General features: G+C 62.7%; 6 protein-coding genes. 4 read left to right on the top strand and 2 right to left on the bottom strand.

The features are described from left to right. Nucleotides 1-967: sulfatase-like hydrolase/transferase (locus ELR45_RS28910; RefSeq protein ID WP_165368203.1), on the top strand; the 967-nt coding region annotated here is incomplete at its 5' end. After that, on the top strand, nucleotides 964-1,143 hold the full coding sequence (locus tag ELR45_RS28905; protein ID WP_129669400.1) for a hypothetical protein: 180 nt from the start codon (nucleotides 964-966) through the stop codon (nucleotides 1,141-1,143). The genes ELR45_RS28910 and ELR45_RS28905, both read left to right, overlap by 4 nt. Nucleotides 1,144-1,169: 26 nt before the next feature. Here the strand turns inward: ELR45_RS28905 and ELR45_RS28900 are convergent, their stop codons facing one another. Next, complete coding sequence (locus ELR45_RS28900) at nucleotides 1,170-2,495, bottom strand: alkaline phosphatase family protein (RefSeq protein ID WP_165368202.1); 1,326 nt, start codon at nucleotides 2,493-2,495, stop codon at nucleotides 1,170-1,172. A 504-nt stretch (nucleotides 2,496-2,999) separates the two neighbouring features. Between ELR45_RS28900 and ELR45_RS43045 the strand changes: the two genes are divergently transcribed. Together ELR45_RS43045 and ELR45_RS28895 are read left to right on the top strand one after the other, a co-directional pair. Continuing rightward, entirely contained in the window at nucleotides 3,000-3,068 is a 69-nt protein-coding gene (locus tag ELR45_RS43045; protein ID WP_420813970.1) for a hypothetical protein, read from the top strand. Between the two features lie 501 nt (nucleotides 3,069-3,569). Beyond that, entirely contained in the window at nucleotides 3,570-3,929 is a 360-nt protein-coding gene (locus ELR45_RS28895) for a hypothetical protein (protein ID WP_129669398.1), read from the top strand. A 90-nt stretch (nucleotides 3,930-4,019) separates the two neighbouring features. Here ELR45_RS28895 and ELR45_RS39505 read toward each other — a convergent pair. Then, nucleotides 4,020-4,210: hypothetical protein (locus ELR45_RS39505; RefSeq protein WP_205857478.1), on the bottom strand; the 191-nt coding region annotated here is incomplete at its 5' end.

The following is a 4,210-nucleotide window of genomic DNA, read 5'->3' as shown; positions in this document are numbered from 1 at the left end:
CTGGACGCTCGACCGGGGCTTCGAGCGCCAAGCGTCCGACGGACGCTACCTGACCGACGTATGGACGACGGAGGCGATCGATTTCGTCCGTCGACACAGGAACGAACCGTTCTACCTGCATCTCGCCTACAACGCCCCACACTGGCCGCTGCAAGCCCCCGAGGATCGGGTGGCCGCCTACCGGAGGCGCGGCTTCAACGAGGCCGTCTCGACCATTTACGCAATGGTCGAAGTCATGGACGACGGTATCGGCCGGCTTCTGGCCACGCTCGACGAAACAGGGCTGCGCGACACCACATTCGTCCTCTTCACCAGCGACAATGGTCCGGACTTCACCCAGACTCACGGTGGGTCGACGGAACGGTTCAACGTCAACCTCCGGGGGTCGAAGACGCTGGTGCTCGAAGGCGGTATCAACGTGCCCGCGATCGTGTCCTGGCCCGGCGCCGGTCTCGGGGGTGGCCGGTCCGTCGACGAGCCGGTTCACTTCTGCGACTGGCTACCCACGACGTTGTCCGTCGCCGGCATCGATGCGGGCCGACGGCCCGGATTGCCGCTTGACGGGACGGATCGGCTCGCCGCCATGCACGGGCACGACGATGCTCCATCCCCGCCGAGGTTCTGGCAGTGGAACCGGTATGAACCCGTGTCGCGCTGCAACGCGGCCATGCGAGACGGTGACTGGAAGTTGGTATTCGCGCCGATCGACGAGGCGATGAGCCTTGACGAAGACGACGCGACCATGGATCGAGAACTCAAGTACAACCCGCAGCGGCACGCCGCCATCCTGCCGATGCCGACGGCGCGGACGCCTGTGACGTCAGCACACATGGACGCCGAGCTCTTCGACGTGTCACGGGACCCGCAGGAGAGCAAGAACGTGGCTGCGGACCACCCCGGCCGGGTTCGCGAGATGACGGATGCGCTCGACGCATGGTTCGCCGACGTCGAAGGGGACTGTACGTGATCTTGTTCGACGGCTTCAACGACGCGCTGGCCATCGGTGAGTCGATCGAGGAAGCCTCCGACTATTACCGCCTCCGTGGGCCGCCCATGAGAGAGATCCGCAGGCGGGCCGCGGAGATGCTTCGCAACATTGTTCTGGGCAGCAGTCGTGCCGCCGTGACAGTGGTTGCAGCATGACTGCGTTCGCATTCCTGGTTGGCCGGTTATGCGCCCAGGCGGTGATGCAGCGCCTCCGTGAGCACTCTGCCCTCGGCCTGCGCTGGTGCCGGGATACCAAGCATCGCGGCGATCGTCGGAGCGATGTCGACGTGTCGAGCGCTTACCCGCCTGGTGCGCCTGTTCACGCCACGACCGGAGAGAAGCAGCACCGCCTCGAGCTCACCAGTTCGGCCGTGGTATCCACGCGGACCGTCTGGGTCGGTGACGGAGAACGACCAGCCGGCGGCAGGCTCCGCCACCAAGTCGCCGAGAAGTGGGCTGGCGTGCAGCGCATCGAGGTCCGTGCGATCGTAGACATCTTGTACCTGCTCCACCGATTCGAGCGCCGATCGGGCACGCGCGATGCCCGCGTCGGTCTTGGCATCGCCGAGAAGGTAGACGTTGGCGACTCCGCCGATGACCATGGCGATGTCAGTCTGCGGGGACGGGGCACTGCCAGGGGAGACGAACTCCGGGGTGAATCCGGCGTCGGTAAGGGCGGCGAGCACGAGTTCTCCGAATCCCCGGGAGAACGTCGTCATACCGTGGTCGCCGAGCAGTACGAACGCGGTTTCACCATAGATTCCGACGTCCTTCGTCGCCTGCACGAGCCTGCCCAGATCGGCGTCCATGGCGGCAAGTGTCGCCCCCATGTTCGGCGACTCGGCACCCTCACTGTGGCCGAGTCCATCGAGGTCGCTGCCGTACACCGCCAACAGCGTCGGAGGCTGATCGACCGTGACCGTCGTTGAACCCGACTGGACCGGGCGTCCGTGCAGGATGTCGATCGCGACGTCGACTCGTTTGGGGTTGGCGCCTCCCGGCTGCACATAGAGGGCGCGCGGATCTCCGTACACGGCCCCGTGGTTCTGCACGATGTAGAACTGCACCGAAGCGACCGTGCCGCCGGCGGCGACCACGGCTTCGGCGATGCTCTGCGCCTCCATGGTTCGGGTCTGGCTCACGGCCTGCCCAGTCGACGGGTCGATGAAGTACGGCGTGTTCAGGTGGGTCTGCGGCCAGGCGCCAGTGGCGATGGTCGCCCAGGACGGATTGGAGATGGTCGGAAAAGAGCCGCTGGTCGTGCCGAGGCTACCGCGGCGGGCTAGCGCATCGAGGTTCGGAGTGTCGACCAGATCCAGGTAGGCGGGGTCGAAACCGTCCCAGCCGATGAGTAGCACGTGCTTGGCGTGTGGTCTCCATCCGGATGTGCTCGCCCAGGAGGGGACCGATGGCATCGTCACCGCAGCGGCTGCGCCGACACCTGCGGCGAGTACGGTGCGGCGGCTGACGGAATGCTTGGATACGGATTGACCAGCCGGCTCGTTCATAGCGAAGAGTCTCGACCGACGCCATGAACTCCGCGTGTCGTGAGACCAACGTCCAGATGATGAGTTCCGCACGGGCCGAAATGTCTCCGGATGGCCTCCCCGTGGCACGTGCATGTCAGCCATGACGGCATACCTACGAGGCGATCCGCGCGCCGTGAGACCCGTTGACCAAACCGCTAGAGGCATCCTTTGCTGCCCACCTGCACTTGTGAAGCCGAATAGCAACCCAGGGGTGACTCGGGTTGCTCCGCCGCCAGCGTTGTTTGAGTGGCCTCCGAATGGCGGCTTCCTTGCCGAGAAGGTCGTCGTCCTACGACCAGGAACGCTTGTTGATCGGTTTTGGGCGACCCTCCGGAAGGTACGTGGCACCTAACGGCACGCCGATAACTGCTCGAGCTGAAGCCTGGGAGCACAGACTCTGGGTATGCTGTGTATGAAGTGACCAATCGCCTCGTCGTTAGGTCTCGAATGGCGTAGCCATGGTTCAGCGAACCTGGTCTGGGCATGCAGTATTGCTTGCCGGACACAGTAGGACATCTTGTCGAAGCGGGATATCTTCGTAGGGTTGGGTAATGAATAGGTCGGAATTAGTCGAAGCCCTTAGGTACAAGGGCGTTCCAGACGAGGCGTACAGCGCCTGGGGCGATAGAAATGAATCCTACTGCATAATTCACGATGCACGTGGGTTTCACGTGTTCTACAGTGAGCGAGGAAACAGAAACGAAGAACGAATATACTCAGAGGAAGATATGGCATGTCAGGATCTGTTTACGAGGCTTGAAAGTGACGATCTTGTTCAAGAGGATATCCAGTCACTGCGGCAGGATTAGCCTGAGGTGCCCCTGTGTGAAGTGCATGGGCAACGCGGTGGCGGGCCGAGGTGATGCCCCACATGCCGTGTCCGCTGGCACTGTCACGTGTAGCTACGGTGCGGCCAACCGGCTCACCTCGCGGGGGAGCACGAGCTACGTGTACGAGGGGACGGCAACCTGACCGGTATCCATTTGAGTCAACGTGGCATGTGGCGGACAGGGGAATGCGGTTGACGACAGTGATTCCGAGAGGAGGGCGTTGGTGTACATGCCGGTTAAGGCGCCTGATGATTATGAGCTTGCTCTTCTGGCGGTTGACGTTGGGCACGGCGATGAGCCTGCTCAACGCACCGTCACCGTAGTTGCAGGAGACGGGAGCAGGGTGGTCGTGGCCTGGGACGCGTGGTCTAACTCAGCTACCGTTCGCTGGTACATCGGTAACCACGAGCGGCTCGTGATGGAGCGTGAGACCATCACGGAGATCACGATTCGAGAGGAACGTGACCATATTAGGTTTCGGCTTCGGTCCGAAATAGAAGGACAGGATGACAGGTTCGTGGGCGAGCTGGTCGTTCTTGTCGGCTCCGACGTGAGCGTCAGCGATACCGTGCTGCGCACGTAATTGCTGGATCGGGCCTGCTGGATTGGTGCTGACGGTTCCAACTGTGCGCGGGCCAAGACACGTAGTCCGGGGAGTCTGATGAATGGGATATTAGAGGCGGTTACCGTTCCCGTACTTGTCGTAGCATGCGCCGGGATTTGGCGGGCAGTACCCGACTGGCGGGGCGATGATATGCCGGATGAGTTGCTCGTTGAGCGTCCAGGACTCACGTGCACGTTGGGCGATGAATTCGGCGATGCGGAATGTATCGGCGTCGAGTTCGTGGCTGAGGTAGGTGAGTT

The sequence above is a fragment of the Phytoactinopolyspora endophytica genome (assembly GCF_004138495.1).
GTDB lineage: Bacteria > Actinomycetota > Actinomycetes > Jiangellales > Jiangellaceae > Phytoactinopolyspora > Phytoactinopolyspora endophytica.
Note: the sequence above shows the minus strand (reverse complement) of the source record. Positions and strands in the feature narration are given on the sequence as shown.

What these genes read in the sequence shown, in the direction of transcription:
- ELR45_RS28900 (WP_165368202.1), bottom strand. Translation starts at nt 2,495, where the DNA reads ATGAACGAGCCGGCTGGTCAATCCGTATCCAAGCATTCCGTCAGCCGC.